Origin of the sequence: Azorhizobium sp. AG788 (assembly GCF_004364705.1) — a bacterium.
GTDB classification, from domain to species: domain Bacteria; phylum Pseudomonadota; class Alphaproteobacteria; order Rhizobiales; family Xanthobacteraceae; genus Azorhizobium; species Azorhizobium caulinodans.
On the sequence record NZ_SOBM01000008.1, the window covers coordinates 253,296 to 275,904 of the forward strand.

The following is a 22,609-nucleotide window of genomic DNA, read 5'->3' on the forward strand; positions in this document are numbered from 1 at the left end:
ATGAAAACGGCCGGGACGCGCGAGGCGTCCCGGCCGCTCATGTCCCGTCTTGGGGAGGGGGAGATCAGACGGGATGCATGAAGAACTGGGCGATGATGGTCGCGCCCAGGAAGGTGCCCGCATTGGCCATCAGCGACACCAGGACGATGCGCCAGCCCAGACTCCTGAACACCGGCACGTCCTTGGCGATGGACAGGCCCGCGAAGGCCAGCATCGGCGCCGTCATGGCGAGGAAGTTGATCTTGCCGGTGAGGGCCGCCACATCCGCCGCGAACGGCATGGAGGGATAGGTGAGCGCCATGGCGACCACCGAGACCCACACCACCGCCGGCACCACGCGGCGCGTGAGCAGATAGATGCCGTGGCCAAGGATCACCGCGCCGATCATGATGCCGAGGCCGGCGATGGAGGCGGCGTCCGGGGCGGTCTTGTAGACGAGGTAATTGCCGATCAGCGACATGGCGCCGGCCACCACCCACACCACCAGCAGCTCGATGAAGTTCAGCTTCACCGCCGGCTCGTGGGAGACCTCGGTCGTCACCGTTTCCACCTTCACCTCGCGGCCACGGCCGAGGATGGGCTCCAGCTTGCCATAGGCCCATACGGTGAAGGGCAGCGACAGGAAGAGCGTGAAATAGGTGCCGATGGTGGTGGTGATGAGGTTGGAGGCGGCGGCGAACGCGGCCACTTCCTTGGCCACCTCGGGCGACTGCTGGGCGGCGATGGCGCCGGAAGCGGCGGCCATCATGCTGCCCGAGCCGACGCCCGCGCCCATGGCGAGGGCCTGCGGGTGGAAGATGCCGAGGCTGGTGATGAGGCTGGCGAAGATGGCGATGAAGACCGCGCCGAAGATGGTGCCGGTCATGTATTCCGCCAGCACGCCGCGCCCTTCGGGGCTCGCCATGCCGTACTTCTCGCCGATGATGGCAAGGCTCGGCTCGCGGCCCACCGAGAAGGTGGCGCCGATGGCCTCGCGCTTGATGCCCAGCAGCAGCGCCACGGGCAGGCCGAACACCATGGTGCCGAAGAAGTGGCCGAACTCCTGGAAGACGAGCGCCCAGCCGGCAGAGAGGATCTTGGGCAGGTTGCCGCCCACGAGCACGCCGAGCTTGGCGACGAACAGCAGCAGCGCGGGCTGGAGCACGGCGGCGGAGAGGGCCTGAAGGTCGTTCGTCACCTTCAGCGGGCCGGGCAGCGCCTTGGAGGCCATGCCCCAGGCGGCGGCAATCAGCAGCGCCCACAAGAGGGGCAGCAGGACAACCTTGTAGGCCCCGCCCATGGGCACGTTGACGATGCCGATGAGTTCGGCCGCCAGCACGCAGATGGTGGCGAAGACGAAGATCTTGATAAGCTTTCCGGCGCCCGCTGCCGGCACCGCCACGGCGGTCTGTGTGGCTTGCATGGTCAAATCCCCTCTATCCTTTTCTTGATCATTGGGTGGGGCCGCTCCTGTCGGTCTGGCGACGCACGAAAGCGACCGGCCTGCTGTCACAAGCCGATCGCACGTGCCGCTGTGTTAGGGAGCGGCGGGCATATCACTCCCGAAGGCCGCTCGCATAGCCGAACGCAACGGCAGGTTCCGCCGCCGTCTCGACCCAGACGCTCTTCACCTGTGTATATTCGTAGAGCGCCTCGACGCCGCTGGAGCGGCCGTGCCCCGAATGGTTGAAGCCACCAAAGGGCGAGGCGACGTTGATGGTCTTGTAGGAGTTGATCCAGAAGGTGCCGGCCTTCACCGCCGCCGCCACCCGGTGGGCGCGGCCCACATCCTTGGTCCACACCGCGCCGGCAAGGCCGAAGTCGCTGTCATTGGCGATGGCGATGGCCTCCGCCTCGGTGTCGAACGGGATCGCCACGACCACCGGGCCGAACACTTCCTTGCGGGCGATGCCCATGGTGTTGGTGACGTTCTTCAGCACCGTCGGGGCGACGAAATAGCCGCCTTCCTTCGCAGCGCCGGTCTCGCCGGTGACGATCTCGGCGCCCTCACCCGCCCCTTCGCGGATCAGCGAGAGGACGTGATTGTACTGCTTGGCATTGTTGATGGGGCCGATCTCGCTCTCGGTGGAGGCCGGATCGCCCACCTTGATCTTGGCCGCGCCCTTGGCGACGAGATCGACGAATTTCTCATAGACCGAGCGCTGCACCAGCAGGCGCGAGCCGGCGACGCAGCTCTGCCCCGCGCCGGAGAAGATGGCGGCCTGAGCCCCCACGGCGGCGCGCTCGAGATCCGCATCCTCGAACACGATGTTCGCAGACTTGCCGCCCAGTTCGAGCACGCAGGGCAAAAGCAGGCGGGCGGCGGATTCGGCGATGAGCCGGCCGGTGGGCACCGAGCCCACGAACACCACCTTCTTCACGGCCGGCTGCGCCATGGCCGCCTGACCGGTGGTGTGGCCGAAGCCCGCCAGCACATTCACCACGCCCTTCGGCAGCCCCGCCTTCTCCGCCAAGAGGCCGAGGGCGAGCGAGGTGAGCGGGGTGAGTTCGGACGGCTTCAGCAGAACCGCATTGCCCATGGAGATGGCGGGGGCGATCTGCCAGCCGGCGGTGAAGATGGGCGCGTTCCAGGGGGTGATCTGGAGCACGACGCCCATGGCCTCGCGGCGGGTGTAGTTGAGATGGGAGGTCGGGACCGGGATCACCTCGCCGTGGAACTTGTCTGCCCAGCCGGCATAATATTCGAACATCTCGGCCACCTTGGCGACCTCGACGCGGGTATCGCGGATGGGCTTGCCGGCCATCAGCATTTCGATCTGCGCCAGCGCCTCGACATTGGCGAGCACTTCGCGGGCGATGGCCTGCATCACCCGGCCACGACCGGCGGCGGTGAGCTTCGACCAGGCGGCCTGCCCTTCCGTTGCGGCGGCCGCGGCCTTGGCGGCGACAGCGGCGCCGGCGTCGGGATAAGAGAAGAGCGGCTTCCCCGTGGCGGGGTCCAGCACTTCCACCAGCGGGCCATCGCCCACCAGCATCCCACCGCCCACGAAGGAGCCGATGGTCTTGAGGCCGGGCCAGAACGGAGCGAGCGCCTGTTGCAGGCGCGGATCAATGAAAGCGGTCACGGGCATCAGCTCTTCTTGCCGGGGAAAACGGTCTTGACGATGCGGTTGAAGTCCTCGCCGTCGGGAATGGTGGAGGCGCTGTCCGCCCAGATGCCGGCGGTGCCGGCGAACATGGGCAGCTCAAGGCCGAGGCTCGCCAGAAGGTCGGTGCCGAGTTTCACGTCCTTGCGCATCAGCTTCATGGTGAAGCCGGAATTGAAGGCACCGTTGAGGATCCACGTGCCGGCATTCACCTGGCTGACGCCGGAGCGGCCGGAGCCGGCATTGATGCCCTCCAGCATGCGGGCCGGATCGACGCCCGCCTCCTGCGCGAGGCGCAGGGCCTCGCCACAGGTGAGCAGGTGGGCGGCGCAGAGCAGGTTGTTGATGATCTTGGTGACGTGACCGGCGCCCACGGGTCCCACATGCACGCGGGTCGCGCTCATGGCCTCCAGCACCGGCATGGCGCGGGCGACGTCCGCGTCCGCGCCGCCGATCACCATGGTCATGGTGCCGGTGATGGCGCCCTTGGGGCCGCCGCTCACGGGGGCGTCGATCATCGCCATGCCGGCGGCTTCGAGCTGGGCCGCCAGCTTGCGGGTGGTGTCGGGATGGGAGGTGGAGGTGTCCACCACCAGCAGCCCCGCCTTGCCGGAGGCGAGAATGCCGCCGGGGCCGGCCACCACCTCGTCCACGATGGCAGCGGTGGGCAGCGAGAGCACCAGCACGTCGGCGCGGGCGCAAAGGGCGGCGATATCCGCCAGTGTCTCGACGCCTTCCGCCGCGAGCGCCGCGCTGGTGGCTTCCACCGCGTCGAAACCGACCACATTCACCCTGGCCCGCTTCAGCGAGAGCGCCATGCCGCGCCCCATATTGCCGAGACCGATCACACCAACGTTCGCCACGCGCGTCTCCTCGAAACTTGCCCAGAAAAGCTACGCGGCTGTTTTGAGAGCAGACAGGAGATGGCCGGTTCCGTATTGTTGACTCCAAGGCAACGCTTGGACCCGACCGTGACATCCCCGCTCGACGATCATCGCCTGCGCTACCTCTATGAGGCCATCCGCCTTGGCTCCGTGCGGGCAGCGGCGGACCATCTGGCGGTCAATGCCTCCGTCGTCTCACGCCAGATCGCGCATCTGGAGAAGGATCTCGGCCTTCTGCTCATCGAGCGGCTGGGGCGCGGCGTGCGCGCGACAGAGGCGGGCGAACTGCTGGCCCAGCGTTTCCGCCAGTGGACCGCCGACCGGGAGGACACGCTCGCCAAGCTGAACGAGCTTCAGGGCCTGAAGCGCGGCCACCTCGACATCATCTCAGGCGAGGGGTTCGTCAGCGACCTGATCGCCGGCCCCCTCACCCGCTTCTGGGAGCGTCATCCCAACCTCACCATGTCGGTGGAGGTGGCGAGCACCAATGACGTGATCCGGGGTGTCGCCGAGGATCGCTACCATATCGGGCTCGTCTACAACGCCCCGCCCGACCCGCGCCTGCGGACAGCGGCATCGAGCCGCCAGCCCATCTGCCTTGTGGTGTCACCGGACCATCCCCTCGCCCGGCAAGGAGCTCCGGTGCCCCTTCGCGCGGTGACGGAACTGCCCGTGGGGCTGATGCACGCGCGCTATGGCACGCGGCAGATCGTGGCCATGGCGGAGATGGCGGAGAAAGTCACGCTGGCCCCGGTTCTCACCACCGGCTCCATCTATGTGCTGCGGGAATTCGTGAAGAGCGGCCGGGGCGTCACGCTGCTGCCGGCCTTCGCCATCGCCTCCGACATGGCGGCGGGGGAACTCGTGGCGCTGCCCATGGAGAATCCGCTGCTGCTGTCGGTGGAGGCCCGACTCATCACCCGTCTCGGCCGCCAGTTGCCGAGCGCCGCCGCCCAGTTGCTCCGCGTGCTGATCGGGCAGCTCAAGGCCTTCCATGCCGCAGGCACATAGCTACCTCCGCCGAAAAGCGGATTATTCCTCCATACTGGAATGAAGGGGGATAGCTGACCATAGGTGACCGCCATTCTGGAGATGAATGGCGTTGCTTGGAATGGTTCTGAACGCCATGGTTAATCCGCTTCCTTGCGTGAAGCTTGGGTGGCGGAATCAGAGGCGGCGAAAGCCTCCCGCCATCCCCAATCGAGCAGCCGTCGGATGGACCGACGCGGACCTGCGTGTCCGCGCGCGCCCCCGGCTGGCCGCGCGAAACGAGCAATCGCCGCCCGTGTGCACCGAAAGCACGGAAAGGACGGGCGCCGGACAGTGGGAGATGGACAGATGGCAAAGCAGAAGAACGTCAGCACCCACAAGCAGCATGGCGCTGGCGGCGCGATGGAAGGCTTTCTCTACATCCTGTTCTTCGGCGCGCTGACACTTCTCTTCGTGAGCCAGTACCTGCTGCGGCACTGACCCATCATCCGGCAGGCGCCTGCGCGCGCCGCCGCGGCCGACCAGCCCCTATCCGCGTTGATCGATCCGCGCGAAGTGGCACGCCGCCGTGCGCTGCGGCGCGACCGGCCGCAGCAGCGGCCGCTCGGTCCGGCAGCGGGCCTCGGCGCGCGGACAGCGGCCATGGAAATGGCACCCGGGCGGGGGCGCGAGCGGCGAGGGCAATTCCCCGGCGATGGGCCGGAAAGTGACGTCCGTCCCCTCCTCCGTCACCAGCTTCGGCACGCTGTCCAGCAGAGCCTGGGTATAGGGATGACGGGGATCGGCATAGACCTGATCGGTCGGCCCCTCCTCCACGATCCGACCCAGATACATGATCGCCACCCGGTCGCAGAGATGGCGCACCACGCTGAGATCGTGGGAGATGAACAGCAGCGTGAGATCGAGTTCCCGCCGCAGCTTCAGGAAGAGATTGATGATCTGCGCCTGGATCGACACGTCCAGCGAGGCCACCGGCTCGTCGCAGACCAGCACGTCCGGCTGCATGGCGAGCGCCCGCGCGATGGCGATGCGCTGGCGCTGGCCGCCGGAGAACTGGTGCGGATAGCGGTCCGCATAATCGGGATCGAGCCCCACGCGCGTCAGCCAGCCCCGCACATGGGCTCGCGCTTCCGCCCGCGGCACGAGCCCGTGATGCACCGGCCCCTCGCTGAGTGTATCGCCGATGCGCATGCGCGGATCGAGAGAGGCGAAGGGGTCCTGGAAGACCATCTGCACCCGCGTCGTCGTCTTGCGCGGCGTGGCGCCGCCCGACATCACCGGCTGGCCGGCAATCGCCACCGTGCCGTCGCTGGGCGGCAGGATGCCGGCGATCATGCGTCCGAGCGTGGTCTTCCCGCAGCCGGATTCCCCGACCAGCCCCAGCGCCTCGCCCTTGGTGACGGCGAGATCGACACCATCGACCGCATGCACGCTGCGGGGCGCGGCCTTGCCCCCCAGTGCGCCGATGAGGCGGCTGGTGAGCGGGATATTCGGGCTGAAGCGACGGCTGAGGGCCGATGCGGCGAGAAAGGGCGGGCTCATGCGGCGGCCCCGAGCGGGAAGTGGCAGCGGAAGCTGCGTCCGCCCTGCGCCACTTCCGGCGGCTCGCTCGCACATTCGGGCTGGGCCTTGAAGCAGCGGGGCGCGAAGGGACAGCCCGGCGGCAGGCGGTCGAGCGCCGGAGTGGTCCCCGGAATGGAGGCGAGATCGGCACCTGCCTCGGCCATGGCCGGCAGGGAATCGAGCAGGCCGCGCGTATAGGGATGACGCGGGTCGCGCAGCACGGCTCCCGTCGGCCCGCTCTCCACGATCCGGCCCGCGTACATGACGGCGATCCGATCCGCCATGGCGGAAATCGTCGCGAGATCATGGCTGATCCAGATGAGAGCCGTGCCGCTGTCCCGCGCCAGCGTCTTCATCTCGGCGAGGATCTGCGCCTGAATGGAGACATCGAGGGCCGTCGTCGGCTCGTCCGCGATGATGAGGTCCGGCTGGTGCAGCAGCGCAATGGCGATGGCGATGCGCTGGCGCATGCCGCCGGAGAACTGGTGCGGGTAGGCGTCCAACCGCCGGGCCGGATCGGGGATGCCGACGCGCGCCAGCGCGGCCACCGACCGCGCACGCGCCTCCCGGCCCGAGCCCCCCGCATGCGCCTCCAGCGCAAGGCGCATCTGCGCGCCGACGGTCAGGACCGGATTGAGCGTCATGCTCGGGTCCTGGAAGACCATGGAGATGCGCTTACCCCGAATGGCCCGCAGGTCAGAGGCTGGCAGGCCCACGAGATCCCGCCCCTCGAGCAGCACCGCACCTCCCGCTATGCGCCCCGGCGGATCGATGAGACCGATGAGCGAGAAGCCGGTGACGCTTTTGCCGGAGCCCGACTCTCCGACAAGCCCGAGGATTTCGCCCCGCCGGACAAAGAACGAGACGTCGTTCACCGCCTTCACGAGGCCGGTACGGGTGGGAAACTGGGTGGAGAGGCCGCGCACCTCCAGCAAGGGGGCGTTCATCGCTTCAGCCTCGGATTGAGCTGGTCGCGGATCTGGTCGCCCACGAGATTGACCGAGAAGATGAGGACGATGAGCGCTACGCCCGGATAGATGGAAATCCAGTAGCGGCCGGACAGCATGTAGGGAAAGCCGTTGGCGATCAGCATGCCGAGCGAGGGCTCCGTGGGCGGCAGGCCGACCCCGAGGAAGGAGAGCGTCGCCTCCAGCGAAATGGCGCTCGCGACCTGAACGGTCGCAACGACGATGAGGGGCGGCAGCGCATTGGGCAGGATATGGCGGAACACCACGCGCCAGGCGGGCAGAGGCGTAGAGAGCGCGGCCTCCACATAGTCCTTGCTGCGCTCGGCGGATGCCGCGCCATGGGCGGTGCGGGCGAAATAGGCGTATTGGGCAGCCACCAGCGCCATCACCAGTTGCGCCTTGCCCTGCCCCAGCAGCGCCGCCAGCACGAAGGCGAGCAGGATGGCCGGAAAGGACAGTTGAAGGTCCACGAGGCGCATGATGAAGGCCTCGGTGCGTCCGCCCACATAGGCCGCCATGGTGCCGACGCCAGCCCCCAGCACGAGACCGATGGCACCCGCCACCAGTCCCATCTCGATGGAGATTCGCAGTCCATAGAGGATGGCGGAGAAGAGGTCGCGGCCCTGCGCATCCGTGCCGAGCCAATGCACATAGCCGCCGGTGCCCACGAAGCCCGGCGCACGGCGCGCATCGCGCAGGCTGAGCGAAGCGAGGTCATAGGGGTCCTGCGGCGTGATGAGCGGGGCCAGCACCGCCAGCACCAGCAGCGTCACCACGATGGCGAGGCCGAGCACCGCCGAGCGGTTCTCGCGGAACTCGGCGAAGAAGCGGGCGAGCGGCGCGGCGCGATCCATCAGGCGCGACCTTTCCGCAGGCGCGGGTCGAGCGCGGCATAGGAGAGGTCCACCACCAGATTGATGCCGATGAAGAACAGGGCCACCAGCATGAGATAGGCGACCATCACCGGACGATCGAGCGAGGTGATGGAGTCGATGATCAGCTTGCCCAGCCCCGGCCAGGAGAAGATCGTCTCCGTCACCACCGCGAAGGCGAGCGTCGAGCCGAATTCCAGCCCGAAGACGGTGACGATGGGAATGGCGATCAGCCGCAGCACGTGCCGCAGCAGGATGGTGCGTTCCGAGAGGCCGGCAGCGCGGGCGAATTTCACCGTGTCGGTCAGCATCACCTCCCGCGTGCCGGAACGGGCAAGGCGGATCATGAGCGCGAACTTGAACAGCGCGAGATTGATGGCCGGGAGCAACATGTGCTGGAGGCCGTCCAGCGTGAGAAAGCTCCATTCGACGCCGAACAGGCTGGCCGTCGCCCCTCGCCCGCCCGCCGGCAGCCAGCCGAGTTGGACCGCGAAAGCGAAAATGAGCACCAGCCCGACCCAGAAGGTGGGCACGGAAAAGCCGATGATGGAAGCGGCCATGAGCAGCTTCGCGGCGGGGCTGTTCGGCCGGTAGCCCGCATACATGCCGAGGGGAACGCCGAGCAGCGTCGCGCCGAGGACGGCTGCCAGAGTCAGTTCCAGTGTCGCGGGCAAGCGCGAGAGAATAAGCTGTCCGACCGGCATGTTGTAGACGAAGGACTGGCCGAAATCCCCGTGCAGGGCCCGCCCGAGGAAGTGGAGATACTGCTGCCAGAGCGGCAGGTCGAAGCCGTATTTGGCGATGGTGGCGGCGCGGATATCCTGCGTCGCCTCGGGCGAGATGAGCAGATCGATGGGATTGCCGATGGCAAACACGCCGGCGAACACCAGCGCCGACATGACCAGCACCACAAGGGCGGCCTGAATGAGCCTCTGGATGGCAAAGCCCAGCATGGTGCCTCAGAGCCATCCGTCCGTGAGGAGCGCACGCGTCTCCTCCACCGCCACCGTCCAGAGCGCCTCCATGTCGACATCGGGGCGCTGATAGAGGCCGTGGTAGTTGCCATCCCCCAGCAGGGCGCGCTTGTCGGCCGCACCGCCCTGCGCGAGGCGGTCGAAGTCGATGCGCGGTTTGGCTTCCTCGGGCAGCGTGACGCCCTCAAGCCGCGTCCAGGGGAAATTCTCCATCCATGAGGCGTGGGACGCCGCGGGGTCGATCTCCATCACCTTCGCCCAGGTCTTCGGCGCCCGCCACCAGTCGTGAAAGCGCACCCGCGCCCCCTCGTGGCCGTTCAGCCATTCGGAAATCTGGGCCGTGACCGGTGTATTCCCGCCATGCCCGTTGACGATGAGGATGCGCCGGAAACCCGTGCGGTAGAGGCTGTCCAGAATGTCGGACACTACGGACAGATAGGTCGAGAGCCGCAGCGAGACGGTGCCGGGGAAGGCAGTGAAGCCGGACGCAAGGCCGTAGGGCAGAACCGGGAAGACCGGCACATCAAGGGGCCCCGCCGCCTCCAGCGCAACCCGCTCGGCAAGGATCATGTCGGTGGCGAGACTTAAGTAAGCGTGCTGCTCGACGCTGCCGATGGGCAGGACGCAGCGATCGTCGGCGCGGACCCGCGCCTCCATCTGCATCCAGTTCATGCCGGCAACGTGCATCAGTCCCCCGCAAGCACGGCCATGCCGCCCTGCAAAACCACAGTTTGCAGTCGCGAAAATGGTTTCGTTTGAAACTTGTTAAGCAGATTGACAGGGCTCAAAACCTTCTGTCAAGTTTCACGATGAACCAACTTGAGAAGGGCCGGCCACGCCGGTCCGAGGGCGGGGAGAGGATGCACGCGCCGCAACTGCCGCCGAGCGCGGCGGAGGAGGATCTGCCGGCGGATGTTGATCCGCTGATTGCCATCAAGCTGTGGCGCAATCCCTGCTGGTTTTCCTTCCGCATCAACTACCTGTCCATGAACTTCAACGTTCCGGTCTATGGCTGGACGGAGAAAACCTTCGGCCTGCCGCGGCCGGAATTCGTGGTGCTCTATGCGCTCGGCCTGAAGGGCGGGGTGGCGGCGAAGGACATCTGCTCCTCCAGCGGCTTCCCCAAGCCCACCATCAGCCGGGCCATCCAGAGCCTGCTGAAGCGCAAGCTCATCCGGCGCGACACCGACCCCAAGGATCACCGCAGCTACGTGCTGAACATCACCGACGACGGCCAGCGCATCTTCGATGCCAGCATGCCGGTGATGCTGGAGCGCGAGCGGGTGATGCTGGCGCGGCTCAGCCCCGGCGAGCGCGCGATGTTGTTCGAGATCCTCGCCAAGATGGTGGTGGATTCTCCCGAGTGGCCCCAGACAATCGAAACAGAGGATACCCTGCCGTGACGCTCGCCTCGACGTTCCGAACCCTGTCACTTGCCGCCCTCCTCGCCACCACGGCATCGGGCGCCCTGTTCGCGCAGACGCTGACCATCGGCGTGCGTTCCGGGCCCGCGTCCATGGACCCGCACTTCACCTCCACCGGCGTGCAGGCGGAGGCGGCCAAGCATGTCTTCGATACGCTGGTGAAGTCCGGCGACAATCTCCAGCTCGAACCCGGCCTTGCCGAAAGCTGGACCGCCGTCGACGATACCACCTGGGAATTCAAGCTGCGCAAGGGCGTGAAATTCCATGACGGCTCCGACTTCACGGCCGAGGACGTGAAGTTCTCCATCGAGCGCATCCCCAACGTCACCGGCCCCAACCCCACCACGGTCTATGTGCGGCGCGTGAAGGCGGTGGAGATCGTCGATCCGCTCACCATCCGCATCAAGACCGACGGGCCGGCGCCCACCCTGCCGAACGATTTCGTGCGCCTGTTCGTGGTCTCCCATACCGCCGCCAAGGACTTCTCCACCAAGGACACGGCGGGCGACGGCTTCAATTCCGGCAAGGCCACCATCGGCACCGGCCCCTACAAGTTCGTCTCCTGGACGCCGAAGGAGGAACTCGTCCTCACCCGCTTCGACGGCTATTGGGGCGGCAAGGAGCCGTGGGAGAAGGTGGTCCGCAAGGAAATCCCGAACGATGCCGCCCGCGTGGCCCAGCTCAAGGCCGGCCAGCTCGACCTCATCTCCCGCGTGCCGCCGGCCGACGTGCCGACGCTGGAGAAGGACGCCAAGCTGAAGGTGGACAAGGCGGACAGCGTCTATGTCTTCCTCGTGGAGTTCGATTTCCGCGACAAGCCGGCCCTCGTCACCGCCAAGGACGGCTCGCCGCTGCCGAAGAACCCCTTCCTCGACCCCAAGGTGCGCGAGGCCTTCGATCTCGCCATCGACCGCGAGGCGCTGGCGGAAATCGCCATGGAGGGCCTCGGCAAGCCGGCCTCCCAGCTCGTCACCGACACCATCTTCGGCTTCAACAAGACGCTCAAGGTCACCAAGGCGGACCCGAAGAAAGCCAAGCAACTGCTCGCGGAAGCCGGCTATCCCAACGGCTTCAAGGTGGCGCTCACCTTCACCACCGACCGCCTCCAGAGCGACGGGGCGGTGGGCACCAGCATCGTGCAGATGCTTGCCGCCGCCGGCATCGACGCGCAGGCGAACGGGCAGCCGAGCACGGTCTTCTTCCCCGCCCGGACACGTGGCGACTATGGCCTCTCCATGTGGGGCTGGGGCACGCTGACGGGCGAGGCCAACTACACGCTCGCCGGCCTGATGCATACCAACACGCCGGAAACCAAGCTCGGCGGCTTCAACGTGCGCGGCTATTCCAACCCGGCGCTGGACAAGCTGATCGAGCAGGCGGCGGTGGAGATGGACGTGCCCAAGCGCCGCACACAGCTTGAGGACGCCGCCACGCTGGTGGCCAAGGACCGCCCCACCCTGCCCATCGCGTCCATCGTCAGCGCCTGGGCCATGCAGAAGGCCAAGGTGACCTTCACCCCCCGCGTGGACGAGGACACACTGGCGATGAACGTGAAGCCCGCCAAGTAAGCTCGGATCGCTGAAACCAAAGGGGGGGAGGCGCGCCCGCGCCTCCCCCTTCTTTTCATATCAACGTCTGGCGATGCGGCTTACGCGCTCAGCCGCGCGTCTTCCGCCAGAATGCGGCGGGCATGGGCGGCCCGGATGTAGTCCTCGATGAGATCCGCCATTCCACGCGCCTTGAGCTTGCGCGGGGGCACCGCCTTGATGGTGATGAGCCGCTGCTTCGGCTTCACCTTGATGCGGCGCGCGCCTCGTACCTTGGCTGGAAACGGGGCGTCCGGACCGATCGCCAGATTGATGACTAGGGCGCCACGGTCATTCGCGTATCCGGTGCCGCTGATGTCGGTCCACACGATGGGGCGGTCGAGGCCCGGGTGGACCAGCGCATCCCGTTCCAGGATCAGGCAGGGCTTCCGGCTGCGCAGCAGGAGCGGGATGCCGAACAGCATGAAGATCAGCCCCATCCCGCCGGCGAGCCCGGCCAGGAGCTGCGTCTCGGAGACAGAGAAGCCCGGCACGCGCCCCATGACGGCGACGGCGGCCGCAGCTGCGACGAACAGCCCGCCGAAGACGAAGAGGAAGATCGCACCGGGCCGCGTGTTCTCATGGAGCGGCACCGGCTCGGCCTGCACCTCGTCGGCCAGCGCCTGAAGGGCCTCGCGCTGGGCCTGCATGTTCTGGCGCACGGTGCCCACGAAGCGCGCGCTGGCGGTCCGCGCGATGCCGGCTGGGTCAGCGAAATAGGCGGACAGGCGAGAAAGGGCACCCGGCGCGGGCGGCGCCACGGCCTCGGCGAGTGCGGCCGGCGTCACCTCCCGCCCGAGGGCAGCGATGCGCTGCACGGTGGGCGGATGGGTGTCCGTGGGGTGCGGCTGGCGCTTGTCGAGGTGAGGGCTCGGGTCCTCGGCCCCCCGGTCTGCCACATGGTCCACGGTGAAGGCCACCAGATCCGCCGGGGCGTTGTCGGGATCTTCGTGGGCCGCCTCGAGCACCTCATTGATGCGAGGCTCCACCGCCAGCGTGCGCAGCAGCGCGCGGGCGCCCGCCTCGTTCGAGGTGACACGCGCACCCGCCGCGTCGGCCTCGAACTCGCGCTTGCGACTCCAGTGCAGGACCGCGCCGTCGAACTGGTTGAGCACGAACACACCGAGCTGGAAGGCCGGATAGGTGAAGGGCGAGATCTTGCCGTCGCCGGTCATACCGGCCAGCGCCACCGCCTCCAGCGAGCGGGAGACCCCGGCATAGAGCGGCACGAAGCGGAGGCTGTATTGCGTATCGCCGCCGGAAAAATGAGCCAGTTCGTGGCCGATGATGGTGGCCACCTCGTCCTCCCGCAGCAAAGCGAGATAAGGCAAGGGCAGATAGAGCGTGTTGCCCGAGAGCCGCGTATCGTCCGGCCGCAGCACCTTCGGCCCGGAAGACACGAAGAAGCCGCCGGCGAGACCCACCACCACATTGTCCGGCTTCAGCGCGCCGAGGCGCCCGGCCAGATCGTCCACGAGCCCCCACAGGCCCGGCGCTTCCGCGCGGCTGACCGTGTGGCCGATGATCGGCATGGGATCGGGGTCGAAGACCTGCACCGCGCGCCGCAGCCTGACGAAGGTCTTGAAGGCGGTCCAGGCAGCGACGCCGGCGATCGCGACGCCCAGTGCAAACAGCTTGGCGCCGTTTCCGTCGCTCAGGCCCCACTCCCGCCCGCCCCCATGCACAAAGGGCAGCGCCTCAAAGACAACCACCGCGATCAACGCGAGCGCCCCCAGCACCACCTGCACGAGCAGCAGCGGGCGCAGCATGCGGCGGGCGAACGAGAAGCCGGCGACCAGCATGTCGCGCGACGCACGCCCCGCCCGGCCCAGCAGAACAGCCGTGAGAATGGCCAGCACGGAGAGCGCGGCGACCGCCGCGGCGCTCACCATCGCCACCATCGGCAGGGGTTGCCGCACCTCCTCAAGGAGGACGCCTTCGTCCAGATAGTCGAGCGTCTTGCGGGCCTCGGAGATGGCCAGCGGACCCACGAAGGTCTGCCCGCCGCGCATGAAGCGGATGCTGTAATCGATGCCGGCGCCCGGCTTCTGTCGAGCTTCCAGTTGCTGGAGCATGCCGGCCATCCGATCCCGCCGATCCTGCGCCTGCGCAAGCGCGTCCGAAACCCGCCCGTGCTCCCAGTATCCGAGGCCGATGAGAGCCGCCGGCAGCAGGATGGTGGCCGCGAACAGGATGAGCAGCGCCCGCATGCGGGCCGTCGGTGTCGGAATGGGCTGATTGTCCATGGGACGGGGCTCCGGGCGAATTCAGCAAGCAGATACGGGCACCATGTCGTTTTCTGCATCAGGCATGGAGACTACGCAAGATGACGCTACGCTTATCCATCCCAACACATGTCTCGAAGCGAGAAAATCCCAATATAAACACATGTTCATCTATCAGGAACACAGCCATCGAACGAGCAAACACCATCTCCGGCACCATGATACTCTCACTAAAGAGGCCCAACGGAGCTTTGACTGTGCCGTGGACGCTCGAAGAACGCCCATGGCTACACGGGGTTCCAGCCTCGCCCGAGAATTTGGGGCAGATGGTGGGGGATCTGGAGTGAGTGGGGCGACTGCTGGACGGGAGCAGGAGTTCCGCGCCACGCTGCGCGCCCACTTGCCCTTGACGCTTCAAACCCTGAGCGCCGGCCGCATGGAACTGATCCGTCTGCACCGCGGCGGCGAGATCGATGAAGCGACACTGCAGGCTCTCGAATGGGAGCTTGACCTTACGGCACTCACAACCCGCTCAAACCTGAAATAGTGGCGCAGCTTCGGTTCGCAGCATTGATGGTGTCCATCTGACAGGCGCTTCAAGTCTCCGAAGGATGATCTTAACAACCACTAGATGTATTCGTACAATAGTCACCCAAAACGTTGGCGGCGATAAAATCCTCTCCGGCCGCCGCAGCTAGGCGGCCGCCTGTTCCTGCGACCATTCGATATACGCGGCCACCGACGCAGAGCTTTGAAGATCGAAGGCGCTGCGTACTTCTCTGTCAAAAAACCACTTCAGGCGCTGTTCGGCGCCGAGATGCGCAGCGGCTGGCGGCACCGGGAGATGCGCCGCGTAGGCGCTAAACTGCGGACCGCCGAGGAGACCGGGGCGCGCCTCGGAGCGGCCGAACTCGACGGAAATGACCCATGCGATAAAATCGCGCCGCCGGTCCTCCCCGTCGAGAGAATGAGCCCGGAGATCCGGCGCGAGTTGGATGGCCGCTCGGACCAATTCCTCGGCCTGTGGAATGCCGAACCAGTCACCGCTGATATCGGCATGTTCACCAATCGGCTCAAGAAGCCTACGGCGTGTATTTGAGAGTGCCGTAAGGAGCGATGCAGCGACGTGCCGACTTTCACAATGGTCGTTGAACCGCTGAAGGGCAGCACGTTTCGCGGAGGCCATGCCGAAGGCATCCATGACCAGCGTATGAGCCATATTGGCCAGCTTATCTGGTGACCCCGCCAGAAAGGCAGCTTCACCAGCCAGATCTGCAGCGGTGGGAGACGAGAGCGCAACGACGGGCAGACCGAACGCCAGGGCACGCGTGACCGCTTCCGGCGTCGTCCCCTGCGCGGCCAGGAACAGGTCACAGCCCCTATAGAGTGACGCAAGGGCATCCGGCAGCGGATCGAGGTGGTGGGTGAATGACCCGGCGAGTTGAAGGCCGCCCGCCAAGCCACCCAGATGACGCAAATATTGGTCGTCCCCGCCGGCATCGCCGACAATGTGGAGATGCGCTCCGGCCAGCGCCGTTCGGTTGAAGCCGCTGAAGGTGCGCAGGGCCTGCTCGATGCCGGCGTCTGCCGCGAGGGGCGAAACGATAAGGATATTAAGCCAGTGCTCGGTCAGCGCGGAGCTGGCCTGACTCTCAGTTGGCGCCCTAAATAGGCTATCAGTCTCTATAAACTGGGGAACGCGAGCGCAGGGCATACGAAGTGTCCGCTCGGCTTCTTCAAGAATGAGGCCCGCAGGCAGCCATGCCTCTATCACCCTTCTATCCCTCAGCCGCGCCAGAGCAGCCCGGGTTTCTCGCTGACGCCTGGCCGCGCGAACCGACGATTTCGGATCGATCTCGTGCTGTGCGAGGGTGTGTGGACGGAGAACAATCTCGCATTTCAGTCTCTGGAGAATGCGCTCGGCAGCCTCATCCGGCCCGTTGAAGTGATAAATCAGCAGATCACCGGCAGACATCAGGAGCGGCGCATCTGCCAAATCGTAGACGGAGGCATGGCTGCCCGCGCGCGTCGCATCGGTAAAGAGCACCACATCTTCGCCCGATTCTCTTAAACGGAGCACCATCGACAAAGCGTCATGCCCGGTCATACCGGTGATGCTGGCGCTCATCACGCCGATGCGCATTGCTCAATCTCCCGGCTCAAGGCGTCGCCATAGCCGAGGGAGGCGGCGACCTTCCCGGCGAAAACGGCGATCGAGTTACGCTCACGCATGAAACCCATAACTGCGGCCTGCCGGAGCAGTGTCTGGTCACGCTGCTCCATGGCGATATCGATCTTCCGGGTAAAATCGGCTTGGTCACGCTCATTGCACAGGAGAAGCATTTCGAAACCGTCCGGCAGCACTTCCGTTATGGTCGGCAACCGCGTCGATACGACCGGGCAACCGTATGCGAGAGCTTCGAGCACCTGCGGGGGGAAGTTCCCTTCCACCGACGACGTAAGACAGAGCGCAACGGCGTGCCGATATAGCCACGCCAGGACGTCATCCCCGACGCGCCTCATGAACACGATGTGCTGTTCCAGCCCGAGGTCGTCGCAGATCTCCTGCACCCCCGGCACCGACCGAAGATCGCCCGTGAGTACCGCGATCATATCGGGATTTTTGACACGCATCTCCGCGAGCACGCGGAGGAAAAAGCCGATATTCTTGTTCGGCCGCACCGCGGTGGGATAGAATAGATAAGGGCGCCCGCCGATCTCGGCCTTGAGCTGGGTCTCGCGGTCACGTGACAGCTGTTCAACGCCGCGCTCGCCGAGCAGGGGAAGCGGCGCAACGATCACTTTGTCTGCCTCGGACGGGCGCACGAAGCCGGCCGCGGGCAGGTAGCTGCGCGTGAAGTCAGAATTTGTCAGGATATTCGCGGCCTTTTTAGCGATCGCGACGCCGACTTCCTTGTTCTCGATATCCTTCTCGCGGGAAATATCGAAAATGGCTTCCGGCATCAGATATGGAAAATAGTCCGGAAGGTAGAGCGTTATCCGCTTTTTCAGGAAAAGGCTTTCCGGAAACAGATAATAGTGGGGAACAAGTACGCTCTTTATATCCTCGCGGCCATTGATATGATTGACGACGATCATTTTTCCTATGGACTGAATCACCTCCTCATTGATGGCGGTTGCAGGAATGGGGATCAGCTCGACTCTACCGGAGGCGACGTAATCCCTGAAAAAGTCGTACATGACGCTGACGGAGGTTTCGGTGCATGTGATCGCACACCTGAGATCAGTGGTAGCCTGGAGCGCAGACACCACCGCTTCGATCACGCGCGGGATTCCCTCGAAGGCGGACGGCTTGCCCCCGGCGTAGCCGACCAAACCGTCGATGTGCATCAGCAACGCAACGGTATCGGACCCAGCACCACTCTGCGGGGCCAATGGGGAGCGGACAGGTATCGATCGGTGATCGAACACAAGACACGGGGCATGCGCAGGTTCCCGATCAATGAGAGCTCTGAACAGACGCTCGAACTTGGGCCTGACAATCTCCCGGTCATAGCGCTGGCGCACAGGCTCTTGCGATTCAATCACTTCTGCCGCGAATGTTGCATCGCTGTTCAGCAGCAGTTTGATCTTGCGCTCCGCGTCGATCTGATTGCGGATCAGGCCGGGCGTCTTGTCAGGGTAGAAGCGGTGCAGCAGCGAGCCCGGAGCGAAAAGCACCGGCACACCAATCTGCATGCTCTCTATCGGGGCCAGATAGCAGACCGGATCACGGAAATTATAGAAGAAACCCGCAGAATCCCGAAGGCGCCCCAGGAAGTCCTGCCTCCGCAGCGCGCCGACAAAACGCGTATCATCTGGTGTCGACCGCTGTGGCCCATAAATCCTGAAGACGCGATGCGGGAAGGCAGAATTAAAGCGCCGATACTCAGAGCTATAATAGGCATTCTCGACGTTCGGAATGCTGGTCGCAATTGTACCATTGTGGGAGGCTCCACCCCACGTTCCGGTAAAATCGAACACATCATCGGGGATCTGATAGGGCACGACGCCAGCACAGAGATCACGGAACCATGGGCGCTCAAACTCCGTCGTTTCTGCGGCGAATGGCACGATATGAAAATCGCCATGCACCATAATCTTTTCCCACGTTCCGCTCTTCATGATATACTCGGAAAGTGAGTATGGCTGCCCATATATGCGGTAGATAATTCGTTTCTTGAACACATCGACAATCGAACGCAGCCAGTCAGCGTTGATTGTGACGATCACGCAGTCAAAATATTGATTCAGATAATCCCCAATGTGCGACGGAATGCTCGAATAGAAAAAATTATGCGCTAGAAGCTCTGCAAATACGTCGTCTGGAAGTGTTGTCGGCTGGTCGAAATCGATCGCCCGGTCTGCGGACTGATCATAAACATCCGAAATGTAGGCCGGGCTGAAAACCTCATATCCCATGTCTCGAAGCTGCGGCAGCTCGGTGGTGCGAAGCACTTTGTGCATGCCGAGCCAAAATATCCGTTTTGGCACGTCAGAGCCCTTCGTCATGAAACCATCTGGACGACCTGCATCGCGAAGCTACCAGATCGGCGCTTTGACACGACGCGCAGGTCCACCCCCTCAAATCTGTCAAGCATCTCTCGATAAAGCGCAAAACGCGCCTCGGACTCGGCCAGGAAACGCAAGGCGTGCATATCGTGGGAACCAAGAAGTATGGCGCGCGCATAGCAGTCGCCGGCCTTGGCTCGCTCTCCGATGCTCTTGTAAAGATGCCCCATCTGGATGAGGAGGTCAGCGTCGTCCTGCTGTAATTTAAAAGCCTGGACATAGGCGCGCTCAGCCGCCTCCGGATCCCCGCTCTCCTTCCGCATGTGCCCCAGCTGAACCCAATGCGGGAAAGAGCGCGGATCGATGGCCAGTCCATCTTCGTAGAAGAGCGCGGCTGACTCGAAGTCTCCCCGGTCGCGCAACTCATCGGCCCTGGCGAAGCCGTCCGCTGCTGACGTCAGTGGAGCGGACGCCTGCCGTCTGGTGCGAGCATCTGCATACTGGAGGGCATGGACATCGCGGGAACCAAGTTCGGCCGCCCTCCGGTAGTGTTCCGCCGCAGCTCCAGACTGACCGCGGAGGGAAAACAAATGGCCGATCTGAACATGAAGATCAGCGTCCTCTTGTCGCAACCTCATAGCCTGTCTGTATGAAGCTTCGGCGGCGACCAGATCACCGGCTTCCTTTCGAGCATGACCGCATTGAACCCACGCAGCGAAAGCGTCCGGCGTAATGAGAAGCCCCTGAGCATAAAAATCGGCCGCGGCATCCCACCTTCGCTCATCACGCGCGGTATCGGCAAGTCGGAAAAGAGCCCGCGCCCGGAGGCGCTTCGATATCTGAGATATAAAGCCCATCATCAGCCCCCCATGCGATCACCGCGCGATCGGGCATCCTTCTCAACGAGACGCAGGGAAAACTACGCCCCGCACCTCAGGAGATAAAATTTCTCAACAATAGACCTCGATCCGTATTTAGCTCTTAATCTCCCATGAAGCTTTGACAAAATGGATTATACCGCCACAGGCCAATTGACAATTTTTTAAGAAAATTTCTAGCTATCTATATAATAGATTGAACTTATTATAATGATGAATGAATGTTAATCAGGATAGAAAACTATTTTGATCTCCATATACGAGCTCATCCATTTTGCCACAATGCGCATTAAGATCGACCCTACCGTCACACAATTCACGACTTAGCAAAAATCAGAGCAGCCAACGTCGAAATTTCTATATTGAAAGGCCTTACTGGAAAGCTCCACCACCGCCACCTGATGGTAGCCATGGCACGCGCGAGATTACCGAGCCCTCCCAGCCAATCCACCCGCCTAACAAGCGGCAATCAGCATCCAAGGAAGTCGCGAGCGACCCATTCAGGCATTCCGCGCATTCTAATACGAAAATATGCATACATACACTAACGGAGGATACATTGGACTTAAAAATAATTGAATACCGCGACCATTTTTTAAAAATATATGGGCGCACTGGAGATCTTTACTTCAATGATATCGATACCGGAATTCAGACGAATAATTTTTTATTATACATCATTGACAATCACTTGAATGACCAAATGTACGGTCTCGACATCGGAGCAAATATCGGATTGACCACAGCAATTCTCGGAAAATCGTTTCCCGGAAGCTCCTTCCTCTCTTTCGAGCCCGATCCGCAGACATTCGGCTTCCTTCAGGAAACTATCGTCGCAAATAATCTTTCGAACTGCACCCCATACCAACTTGCGCTGGGAGATCGCGCCGGTGAATTGACATTTATGTCTGACCCGAACGACTCCAGCGGGAATCGCCTCGCACCATCGGGCACAGCCTTGGGAGGGGGCAATCGAACCGTGAAGGTCGATCGGCTCGACGATTTTCTGAGCCAGGAAGGATTTCCCAGGGTAGACTTTATTAAGCTGGATGTAGAAGGCTATGAAATAGAGGTTTTGCGAGGGGCGACCAAAACACTACACACTTTCCGACCGAGCGTATACCTGGAATTCAACTCGTTTACGTTAATCACTTTCGGCAATCATAACCCCCGCGAACTCCTGGATTACCTACGCCAGAATTTCCCATATGTGTATCGCTTCAAGGAAGGAGCACCACTGCCTATACAGAACAACCAAGATGAAATGGACTTCATCCACACAAATCTAGTTCACCACGGATGTGTGGACGATCTATATTGTACGCACACCCCCATTATGGCATAGAAATGATGTTGCTTTACATGCAGATGGCCTCCACGTGAAAAACGGTCCTCCGTGAAGTAGGCTTCTTGAGCCTTTGGAAGATGGCCCGATGGCGCAGAAGAAGCACAAGCCGGAAGAGATCGTCGCGAAGCTTCGGAAGGTCGACGTCTTGGTGTCGCGGGGACGGCCGGTAGCGGAGGCGATCCGGGCCATCAGTGTGACGGCGTTCACCTACTATCGCTGGCGCAAGGAGCTCGGCGGGCTGAAGCGACCAGGTGAAGCGGCTGAAGGATCTGGGGAAGGAGAACGAACGAAGCCCTCCCGCCGCAACTGTCGCCAAACCTGCGCACGCCATAGACGGCGAAGTTCTCGGCGAAGACGCGGGTGACCTCGGGCTTCAGCTCCTGGTCCCGCCGCACCCTGACCGACATCCGCCCCGGATCGCGCCGCTGGGCCAGCCGCTCGCGGTGGGTGGACAGGAGATCGGCAAGACCCTGCAGATCGGCTCGACCCCGTATGCCTCTCGGTGATCGTCGATAAAGGCGATCATCGCTTGAACGGGCGGTCGAGCTCCGCCTGAGCGAAATAGGCCGACGTCTTGCGCAGGATCTCGTTGGCCTGGCGCAGTTCGCCGTTCTCCCGCTCCGGCGCCTTCATCTTCTCGGCAACGTCGCTGGGCACGCCCACCCGCTTGCCCGCGTCGACCTCGGTCTTCCTGACCCAAAGCGCGCGCGGGAGCCGGTCGCAAAGACCGTTTGCCGCGCGCGCCTGATACCGTCCGATCCGGGGCGCCCTGAGACCCCTCAGGCCGCCTCTACCCGCTCCGGCACCGGCAGGCCGAGCCAGTCCTTGTAGAAGGTGTCGATGTCCGGCTCGAAGTCGCGGATCACGGGATACCAGGGGGTGGGCGCCTCCACATCGTGCAGGGTGGCGCATTTCGGGCAGTAATATTCCCGCAGCACCTGCCAGGAGGAGGTGGGCGTCATCAGGCGCGGATAGATCTCCTCCATCTTCTCCGGCGTGTCGCGCACGTTGACGCAGGCGAACAGCTTCCAATTCTCCCGCCAGTCGCAGAAGTCGTGGCCGCATTCGCAGCGGATCTTCCACTGCTTTGTCTCCTTGATCTGGACCATGTAGAGCTTGGGGCCCAGCGGCAGGATGATCTTGTCGTCCCAGCTCACCCGCTCCTGAAGGATCTCCAGATAGAGCGAGAAGCGCTCCGGGTCCTTCGGGGTGGAGAGCATCTGGTGCAGCGTGTCGTGGTCAATCTTGCCGTCCACCAGGTCGGCGATCTTGGCGCGTGTATAGGCCATGGGTGTCCTC

Annotated in this window: 18 protein-coding genes, 2 pseudogenes and 1 other annotated feature; of the genes and pseudogenes, 6 read left to right on the forward strand and 14 right to left on the reverse strand. The window is 63.8% G+C overall.

Going from position 1 to position 22,609, the window contains the following annotated elements:
• Positions 1–64: 64 nt before the first annotated feature.
• The 3 genes from DFO45_RS21160 to DFO45_RS21170 all read right to left on the reverse strand — a co-directional run bounded on the left by DFO45_RS21160 (position 65) and on the right by DFO45_RS21170 (position 3,949).
• Positions 65–1,402: a DUF3100 domain-containing protein gene (locus DFO45_RS21160; protein WP_043879422.1), complete on the reverse strand. Its 1,338-nt coding sequence runs from the start codon at positions 1,400–1,402 to the stop codon at positions 65–67.
• Positions 1,403–1,535: 133 nt separating this feature from the next.
• Complete coding sequence (locus tag DFO45_RS21165) at positions 1,536–3,071, reverse strand: aldehyde dehydrogenase family protein (RefSeq protein WP_133866415.1); 1,536 nt, start codon at positions 3,069–3,071, stop codon at positions 1,536–1,538.
• Entirely contained in the window at positions 3,071–3,949 is an 879-nt protein-coding gene (locus DFO45_RS21170; RefSeq protein ID WP_133866416.1) for an NAD(P)-dependent oxidoreductase, read from the reverse strand. The genes DFO45_RS21165 and DFO45_RS21170 overlap by 1 nt, the downstream gene beginning before the upstream one ends.
• A gap of 108 nt (positions 3,950–4,057) precedes the next feature.
• Here DFO45_RS21170 and DFO45_RS21175 point away from each other — a divergent pair, with 108 nt between their 5' ends.
• Positions 4,058–4,981, forward strand: a complete 924-nt coding sequence (locus tag DFO45_RS21175; protein WP_133866417.1) for a LysR family transcriptional regulator — start codon at positions 4,058–4,060, stop codon at positions 4,979–4,981.
• 327 nt (positions 4,982–5,308) lie between these two features.
• Positions 5,309–5,440 carry a hypothetical protein gene (locus tag DFO45_RS25455; protein ID WP_274532289.1) on the forward strand — a complete coding sequence of 44 codons (132 nt, stop codon included), beginning with the start codon at positions 5,309–5,311 and terminating at the stop codon, positions 5,438–5,440.
• Between the two features lie 48 nt (positions 5,441–5,488).
• On the opposite strand, the gene DFO45_RS21180 is transcribed toward DFO45_RS25455, so the two are convergent.
• From DFO45_RS21180 to DFO45_RS21200, 5 genes are read right to left on the reverse strand one after another with little or no spacing between them, the layout of a single operon-like run.
• Entirely contained in the window at positions 5,489–6,502 is a 1,014-nt protein-coding gene (locus DFO45_RS21180; protein WP_133866418.1) for an oligopeptide/dipeptide ABC transporter ATP-binding protein, read from the reverse strand.
• Positions 6,499–7,470, reverse strand: coding sequence for an ABC transporter ATP-binding protein (locus DFO45_RS21185; RefSeq protein WP_133866419.1), 972 nt, complete (start codon positions 7,468–7,470; stop codon positions 6,499–6,501). Before DFO45_RS21185 ends, DFO45_RS21180 begins: the two co-directional genes overlap by 4 nt.
• Positions 7,467–8,345, reverse strand: coding sequence for an ABC transporter permease (locus DFO45_RS21190; RefSeq protein WP_133866420.1), 879 nt, complete (start codon positions 8,343–8,345; stop codon positions 7,467–7,469). The genes DFO45_RS21185 and DFO45_RS21190 overlap by 4 nt, the downstream gene beginning before the upstream one ends.
• Complete coding sequence (locus tag DFO45_RS21195) at positions 8,345–9,316, reverse strand: ABC transporter permease (protein ID WP_012171434.1); 972 nt, start codon at positions 9,314–9,316, stop codon at positions 8,345–8,347. The genes DFO45_RS21190 and DFO45_RS21195 overlap by 1 nt, the downstream gene beginning before the upstream one ends.
• Positions 9,317–9,322: 6 nt before the next feature.
• Positions 9,323–10,024, reverse strand: coding sequence for a creatininase family protein (locus DFO45_RS21200; protein WP_133866421.1), 702 nt, complete (start codon positions 10,022–10,024; stop codon positions 9,323–9,325).
• Between the two features lie 173 nt (positions 10,025–10,197).
• Between DFO45_RS21200 and DFO45_RS21205 the strand changes: the two genes are divergently transcribed.
• Both DFO45_RS21205 and DFO45_RS21210 read left to right on the forward strand, forming a co-directional pair.
• Positions 10,198–10,740 (forward strand): MarR family winged helix-turn-helix transcriptional regulator, encoded by a 543-nt coding sequence (locus DFO45_RS21205; protein ID WP_133866422.1) that lies wholly within the window; start codon positions 10,198–10,200, stop codon positions 10,738–10,740.
• On the forward strand, positions 10,737–12,329 hold the full coding sequence (locus tag DFO45_RS21210; RefSeq protein ID WP_133866423.1) for an ABC transporter substrate-binding protein: 1,593 nt from the start codon (positions 10,737–10,739) through the stop codon (positions 12,327–12,329). Before DFO45_RS21205 ends, DFO45_RS21210 begins: the two co-directional genes overlap by 4 nt.
• Before the next feature lie 80 nt (positions 12,330–12,409).
• Here DFO45_RS21210 and DFO45_RS21215 read toward each other — a convergent pair whose 3' ends face one another.
• The 4 genes from DFO45_RS21215 to DFO45_RS21230 form a co-directional block, all read right to left on the reverse strand.
• On the reverse strand, positions 12,410–14,593 hold the full coding sequence (locus DFO45_RS21215; RefSeq protein ID WP_133866424.1) for a M48 family metallopeptidase: 2,184 nt from the start codon (positions 14,591–14,593) through the stop codon (positions 12,410–12,412).
• A 673-nt stretch (positions 14,594–15,266) separates the two neighbouring features.
• A complete protein-coding gene (locus tag DFO45_RS21220) occupies positions 15,267–16,715 on the reverse strand; it encodes a glycosyltransferase (protein WP_133866425.1) in 1,449 nt (482 codons plus the stop codon).
• A complete protein-coding gene (locus tag DFO45_RS21225; RefSeq protein WP_133866426.1) occupies positions 16,700–19,084 on the reverse strand; it encodes a glycosyltransferase in 2,385 nt (794 codons plus the stop codon). The genes DFO45_RS21220 and DFO45_RS21225 overlap by 16 nt, the downstream gene beginning before the upstream one ends.
• The gene (locus DFO45_RS21230) at positions 19,081–19,944 is read right to left on the reverse strand and encodes a tetratricopeptide repeat protein (protein ID WP_133866427.1); all 864 of its coding nucleotides are present in this window, start codon (positions 19,942–19,944) and stop codon (positions 19,081–19,083) included. Before DFO45_RS21230 ends, DFO45_RS21225 begins: the two co-directional genes overlap by 4 nt.
• A 721-nt stretch (positions 19,945–20,665) precedes the next feature.
• Between DFO45_RS21230 and DFO45_RS21235 the strand changes: the two genes are divergently transcribed.
• Together DFO45_RS21235 and DFO45_RS21240 are read left to right on the forward strand one after the other, a co-directional pair.
• Positions 20,666–21,307, forward strand: coding sequence for an FkbM family methyltransferase (locus DFO45_RS21235; protein WP_166657205.1), 642 nt, complete (start codon positions 20,666–20,668; stop codon positions 21,305–21,307).
• An 88-nt stretch (positions 21,308–21,395) separates the two neighbouring features.
• A pseudogene (locus DFO45_RS21240) lies at positions 21,396–21,600 on the forward strand (transposase); the annotation flags it as partial.
• On the opposite strand, the pseudogene DFO45_RS21245 reads toward DFO45_RS21240, so the two are convergent.
• Together DFO45_RS21245 and DFO45_RS21250 are read right to left on the reverse strand one after the other, a co-directional pair.
• Positions 21,599–22,009: pseudogene (locus tag DFO45_RS21245) on the reverse strand (IS3 family transposase); the annotation flags it as partial. The pseudogenes DFO45_RS21240 and DFO45_RS21245 sit on opposite strands and share 2 nt — an antisense overlap.
• Positions 21,763–21,878, reverse strand: a sequence feature (AL1L pseudoknot). It overlaps the preceding pseudogene by 116 nt.
• Positions 22,010–22,089: 80 nt before the next feature.
• Positions 22,090–22,599 (reverse strand): acetone carboxylase subunit gamma, encoded by a 510-nt coding sequence (locus tag DFO45_RS21250; protein ID WP_133866429.1) that lies wholly within the window; start codon positions 22,597–22,599, stop codon positions 22,090–22,092.
• Positions 22,600–22,609 lie beyond the last annotated feature (10 nt).

Coding starts and splice junctions, on each gene's coding strand:
- DFO45_RS21160 (WP_043879422.1), bottom strand. CDS start 1,402: ATGCAAGCCACACAGACCGCCGTGGCGGTGCCGGCAGCGGGCGCCGGA.
- DFO45_RS21165 (WP_133866415.1), bottom strand. CDS start 3,071: ATGCCCGTGACCGCTTTCATTGATCCGCGCCTGCAACAGGCGCTCGCT.
- DFO45_RS25455 (WP_274532289.1), top strand. CDS start 5,309: ATGGCAAAGCAGAAGAACGTCAGCACCCACAAGCAGCATGGCGCTGGC.
- DFO45_RS21180 (WP_133866418.1), bottom strand. CDS start 6,502: ATGAGCCCGCCCTTTCTCGCCGCATCGGCCCTCAGCCGTCGCTTCAGC.
- DFO45_RS21185 (WP_133866419.1), bottom strand. CDS start 7,470: ATGAACGCCCCCTTGCTGGAGGTGCGCGGCCTCTCCACCCAGTTTCCC.
- DFO45_RS21190 (WP_133866420.1), bottom strand. CDS start 8,345: ATGGATCGCGCCGCGCCGCTCGCCCGCTTCTTCGCCGAGTTCCGCGAG.
- DFO45_RS21195 (WP_012171434.1), bottom strand. CDS start 9,316: ATGCTGGGCTTTGCCATCCAGAGGCTCATTCAGGCCGCCCTTGTGGTG.
- DFO45_RS21200 (WP_133866421.1), bottom strand. CDS start 10,024: ATGCACGTTGCCGGCATGAACTGGATGCAGATGGAGGCGCGGGTCCGC.
- DFO45_RS21205 (WP_133866422.1), top strand. CDS start 10,198: ATGCACGCGCCGCAACTGCCGCCGAGCGCGGCGGAGGAGGATCTGCCG.
- DFO45_RS21215 (WP_133866424.1), bottom strand. CDS start 14,593: ATGGACAATCAGCCCATTCCGACACCGACGGCCCGCATGCGGGCGCTG.
- DFO45_RS21220 (WP_133866425.1), bottom strand. CDS start 16,715: ATGCGCATCGGCGTGATGAGCGCCAGCATCACCGGTATGACCGGGCAT.
- DFO45_RS21225 (WP_133866426.1), bottom strand. CDS start 19,084: ATGACGAAGGGCTCTGACGTGCCAAAACGGATATTTTGGCTCGGCATG.
- DFO45_RS21230 (WP_133866427.1), bottom strand. CDS start 19,944: ATGATGGGCTTTATATCTCAGATATCGAAGCGCCTCCGGGCGCGGGCT.
- DFO45_RS21235 (WP_166657205.1), top strand. CDS start 20,666: ATGTACGGTCTCGACATCGGAGCAAATATCGGATTGACCACAGCAATT.
- DFO45_RS21250 (WP_133866429.1), bottom strand. CDS start 22,599: ATGGCCTATACACGCGCCAAGATCGCCGACCTGGTGGACGGCAAGATT.